Source organism: Streptomyces sp. SID10853, assembly GCF_010548145.1.
In the GTDB taxonomy this organism is placed as follows: domain Bacteria; phylum Actinomycetota; class Actinomycetes; order Streptomycetales; family Streptomycetaceae; genus Streptomyces.
The window spans coordinates 1-5,183 of record NZ_JAAGLN010000351.1 but is presented as its reverse complement, the minus strand read 5'-3'; the positions used below and the strand labels follow the sequence as shown (position 1 = coordinate 5,183).

General features: G+C 73.9%; 4 protein-coding genes. 3 read left to right on the top strand and 1 reads right to left on the bottom strand.

Translation table 11 applies throughout. From position 1 onward, the window contains the following. On the top strand, nt 1-865 hold an 865-nt coding region (locus G3I19_RS34360), incomplete at its 5' end, for an AAA family ATPase (protein ID WP_164267620.1). On the opposite strand, the gene G3I19_RS34355 is transcribed toward G3I19_RS34360, so the two are convergent. Further along, nucleotides 825-3,164, bottom strand: a complete 2,340-nt coding sequence (locus tag G3I19_RS34355) for a hypothetical protein (RefSeq protein ID WP_239075024.1) — start codon at nt 3,162-3,164, stop codon at nt 825-827. The genes G3I19_RS34360 and G3I19_RS34355 overlap by 41 nt on opposite strands. 313 nt (nt 3,165-3,477) lie before the next feature. Here G3I19_RS34355 and G3I19_RS34350 point away from each other — a divergent pair, with 313 nt between their 5' ends. Beyond that, on the top strand, nt 3,478-4,311 hold the full coding sequence (locus G3I19_RS34350; RefSeq protein ID WP_164267618.1) for a DeoR/GlpR family DNA-binding transcription regulator: 834 nt from the start codon (nt 3,478-3,480) through the stop codon (nt 4,309-4,311). Nucleotides 4,312-4,477: 166 nt separating this feature from the next. Further along, nucleotides 4,478-5,155 (top strand): alpha/beta fold hydrolase, encoded by a 678-nt coding sequence (locus tag G3I19_RS34345; RefSeq protein WP_343235297.1) that lies wholly within the window; start codon nt 4,478-4,480, stop codon nt 5,153-5,155. Nucleotides 5,156-5,183 lie beyond the last annotated feature (28 nt).

Sequence of the window (5,183 nt, the reverse complement as noted above, 5' to 3'; positions counted from 1 at the left end):
GACCGCCGGTCCCTCGGCCGCCGCCGCGGCCCCGGCGCCCGTGGACGCGCCCATACGCTCATCGGTGGACGTCCTGGGCGAACTCGACACCCTGGTGGGCCTGGAGAGCGTCAAGCGCGAGGTGCGCGCCCTCACCGACATGATCGAGATCGGCAGGCGGCGCGCCGCCGCCGGGCTCAAGGCCGCGTCCGCCCGCCGCCATCTGGTCTTCACGGGCTCCCCCGGTACCGGCAAGACCACGGTGGCCCGGCTGTACGGCGAGATCCTCGCCTCACTCGGAGTGCTGGAGCGCGGGCATCTCGTCGAGGTCTCCCGGGTGGACCTGGTGGGCGAGCACATCGGTTCGACGGCCATCCGCACCCAGGAGGCCTTCGACCGGGCCAGGGGCGGGGTGCTCTTCATCGATGAGGCGTATGCCCTCTCACCGGAGGATTCAGGGCGGGACTTCGGCAAGGAAGCCATCGACACGCTGGTCAAACTGATGGAGGACCACCGGGACGCGGTGGTCGTGATCGTCGCCGGTTACACCGCCGAGATGGAGCGCTTCCTGGGGGTCAACCCCGGTGTGGCGTCCCGTTTCTCCCGCACCATCACCTTCGGCGACTACTCCCCCGACGAGCTGCTGCGGATTGTCGAACAGCAGGCGGACGAGCACGAGTACCGGCTCGGCGACGGTGCGCCGGAAGCCCTCGTGAAGTACTTCACGGTGCTGCCCAAGGGCCCCGCCTTCGGTAACGGCAGGACCGCCCGGCAGACGTTCGAGTCCATGGTGGAGCGGCACGCCGGCCGGGTGGCCCAGTTCGCCGAGATGTCGACCGACGATCTCAGTCTGCTGTTCCCGGAGGATCTGCCCGAACTGCCCTGACCCGCCCGGCCGCCGGGTCTTCCGCACCGGGCCGGGCCGGGGCCCGGTGCGGTGTCTGCCGTGGCACCGTCGCCGTCAGCCGGTCGAGCAGCGCCGTGCGCTCCTCGGCGAAGGCCGGGTCGGCCTGGTAGTCGGAGTGGCCGAGTACCGGGTCGGGCAGCGGGTGTTCGCGGGTTCTGCCGTAGGCCACCGGGTCGAGCAGCGGCCCCCGGTCGATGTCACCGCCGCGCATTACCCAGCCCCCGATGGGGTCGGTGGCCCGCCACAGATTGCGCCAGCAGGGCACTTCGCCGTGCAGCCCGTCCAGGCAGTCGGGCCCGAAGTACGCCGGGAACCACCGCCCGTACAACCGCTCCAGGGGCGAACCGTAGGTGAGCAGAGCGACCCTGCGGCGGGTACGGGCGGGCAGCTGCCAGACCGCGGCAGCCGCCAGCACGCTGCCCTGCGAGTGACCGGAGATGACGAGCCTGCCGCCGGTGAGGTCGGTCCAGGTGAACATGCGCCAGGTCAGGTCGGGAACCGCCCGCTCCGCGTAGCAGGGCGGTGCGAAGGGGTGCGCGGCGCGCGGCCAGAAGGTACCGACGTCCCAGAGGATCCCCACGCTGCGCCGGGCCGACGCGTCGCGGTAGGCGCGCCTGCCCAGTGCGACGAACAGTATGAAGCCGAGACCGACCAGCCAGGACCCGGCCGCCTGCACGGCGTCGGCGGCGGACGCGATGAAGCCGGGCGCCGTATCGGCGGCCCGCCCCGGCACCTCGTCGCTGAGCCAGGACCCGACGAGCGCGCCCGCGCCGAGCAGCAGTGTGGCGGCCGAGACGATCCCGACGAACGGCGGTGCGGCGTCGGTGAGCTGGGCGCGGGCGCGCACCCCGGCGATCTGCCGGGTGCGCACCGTGTCCGGCTTCTCCCCCGGGTAGTCCGTCATGAGGGTCCGCGCGATCCGGTGTTCCCTGCGCACGGTGCGCAGAGCGTAGTACGCGATCGGGAGCAGCAGCAGGAACAGCAGGACCGGGATGACGGACGCCTGCCAGCTGAGCAGCACCGGCGGTCCTGTGATGGAGCTGGTCCTGCCCATGCCGGGGGTGCCGGGCCCGTCGAGCCAGTCGGCCACGCGCTGGGCGACGCCACCGGTCATCACTCCGCCGAGCGCGCAGGCCAGCAGGGCGACGGCGGGCCCGCCGAGTCCGCGCAGCGCGGTACGGGTGTGGGGCGCCCGGCGGTACATCGCCATGGCGACAGCGGCCAGCACCACGACGAGGGCGAGCTGGGCGAGGGTCAGGATGCCGAAGGCACGGTCTCCCGGGAGCGTGCCGCCCGACCGCCACCCGGGCCTCGACCAGGCGGCGTAGACGGCGGAGAGCGCGAGGAGCGTGAGTGCGCCGCCCGGCAGCAGGGTGACGACGGCGCGGTCCAGCTCTTCGTCGAGCCGGGTCTCGGTGCGGCCTCTGCGGCAGACCACCCAGACCACAACTGCGGCCGCCACAAGCAGGGTTGCCTGAAGGAGCCAGCCGATGGCCTCCAGGAGGGTCGCGGACGAGCGGCGGTCGAAGGCGGCGGTCGCGACGGTGAGCGCCGCGGCGACGGTGAGGAACCCGGCGGCGGTGTGCGCGGCGCGCAGCCGGGCGACCAGCCTGCGCCCGTACCAGAATCCCGGCCTGCCGAGCGCCGGGCGGCCGCCCTCCCCGGCCTCGATGTCCCCGGCGTCGGTGTCCCCGGCCTCCCCTGGCTCTCCGGCGGCCGCTGCGCGGGCGTCGTCGCCCAGCGGCTGCTGCGACTCGTACGCGCTCCAGGTGCGGTTGGAGAGGTACCAGAGCAGCGCTGTCAGCGCCGTGGGGACCAGCGCGGCAGCCGCCAGCCGCCGGCCGGGCTGTGCCCACCAGCCGCCGTGCGCGGCGGCGAGGAACCCGAGCCAGGACTTCCCGTCGGAGCAGCCGGGCGATCCGGCGCACTGCCAGGCCGTCAGATCGAGTGCGACCTCGCAGGCCGCCGCGACGAGCAGCACGGTGAGGCTGAGCGCGACGAGCCGCACCAGCACGCCGTACAGCCGGACCGTCCGTACGCCGCCGCGGCCGGACGGCAGCATCCAGTGGGCGAGGTTGACCACCATGAAGGGGAGCAGCAGCAGCCACAGGGCGCGGGCGCTGTTGCCCGATGTGAGGTTGGACCAGACGTACGCCTCGGGGACGGGGCTCTCCCGGGTTTCCTGCGGGTGGGCCTCGGCGTCGGTGTCGTCGGCGCGGCGGTAGACGGCCGCCGTCTCGTCGCCGGTGATCCGGACGGTGCGCGCGTCACCGAGCATCTCCTGCGGGGTGGCTCCGCCGACGCCGTGAACGAGGAGTTCGAGGGCGGGGCCGCCGCTCTCACCGGGGGACGGGGGTGGGGACACTGCGGTGGCTCGCTCTCGTGGAGGGGACGGTCGGCGGTGCCGGTCCAGAATCCCGGACGGCTGCGGCCCGCCGCACGGCTCTCACTGAATCTCCCCCCGGAAGAGGTGCGGCAACCAGTGGCGCGGCGGGGAACTGTGCGTGCGAGGATGAGGGATCCCCGGTGGCCAGGGGCAGCTCCCGCAGCTCCTGGCACCGCATCGGCGCGTGGAAGGACCGGACCCTGCGGTGAGCGACAATCAGAATCTGCTCGCGGAGCAGCGTCGCGCGCTGATCCTCGACGAGGTACGGCGCCGGGGCGGCGTCCGTGTCAACGAGCTCACCCGCAAGCTCAATGTCTCGGACATGACGGTCCGCAGGGACCTGGACGCGCTGGCCCGCCAGGGGGTCATCGAGAAGGTGCACGGCGGCGCGGTGCCGGTGGTCGAGGCGTCCACGCACGAGCCGGGGTTCGAGGCCAAGTCCGGGCTCGAACTGAGCGCCAAGGAGGACATCGCGCGGGCCGCGGCGGCGATGGCAGCGCCGGGCAGCGCCATCGCCCTGTCCGGCGGGACCACGACCTACGCCCTCGCCCAGCATCTGCTCGACGTGCCCGATCTGACCGTGGTGACGAACTCGGTGCGCGTCGCCGATGTCTTCCACGCCGCCCAGCGGGTCGCGGGCGGCGGCGGACAGCGGTCGGGCGCCGCGACGGTGGTGCTGACCGGCGGGGTGCGTACGCCGTCCGACTCGCTGGTGGGTCCGGTGGCCGACCAGGCGATCCGGTCGCTCCACTTCGATGTGCTGTTCCTCGGGGTGCACGGCATATCGGCCGAGGCGGGGCTGTCCACGCCCAACCTCGCGGAGGCCGAGACGAACCGCAGGTTCGTGCAGTCCGCGCGGCGGGTGGTGGTGGTCGCCGACCACACCAAGTGGGGCACGGTCGGGCTGAGTTCGTTCGCGACTCTGGAGGACGTGGACGCGTTCGTCACCGACTCGGGGCTCTCCGACGAAGCCCGCGAGGAGATCAACGAGTATCTGCCGGGTCTCGTCGTGGCGGGTGGCCGCGAGGCCATCGGCTGACGGCGCCGGTCCGGCCGCCCGCGGGCTCCCCGACGCGCGGGGGCAATCCGGAGGTCCGTCGGCCACGAAGGACCGTGCGGGGGCCGGACGGCACAGTCCGTACGGTCCCGGGAGCCACCGGCCAGGAAAGGAAGTCCCGCGCGTGTCCGAACGGCGCGATGACGGCGTGCTGCAGCCCGCCCTGATACTCACCAGGCCCTGCGAGGCCCCGAAGGCCGCGGTGCTGCTGCTGCACGGCGGGCGGGCCGACGGTCTGCGTCCGCCGCCGGCCTGGAACCTGCCGGAGGCCCGGATGCGGCCCATCGCCTCGCGGATCGCCGGGGCCACGGCGGGGCACTCCGTACTGCTGGGGCGGGTCCGCTACCGGTACCGGGGCTGGAACGGCACCCGCGCTGACGCCGCGTACGACGCGCGGCGCGCCCTCGACGAACTCACCGCGGCAGCGGGCGGCATCCCGGTGGTGCTCGTCGGGCACTCCATGGGCGGCAGGGCGGCGCTGAGCGCGGCCTCGCACCCGTCGGTACGCGCGGTGGTCGGCCTGGCCCCCTGGTGCCCGCCGGACGAGGCGGCCGGTCATCTGGGCGGCCGTACGGTCGTACTGCTGCACGGGGACCGGGACCGTACGACCGATCCCGGGGGAAGCGCCGCCTTCGTGCGCAGGGCACGGGAATCGGGCGCCCGGGCGTGCGCCCTGACGGTCACCGGCGGGGATCACGCGATGCTCCGCAGGGCGGGTCTCTGGCATGCCCTCACGGCCGGGACGGTCGTGGGCCTGCTGGAACTGGGGCCGCTGCCCGGCACGGTGGGCCGGGCGCTGGACTCCGGGGCGGCCCAGGCGGTGTGAGGCGGGCCGGCCCAGGAGGTGTGAGGCG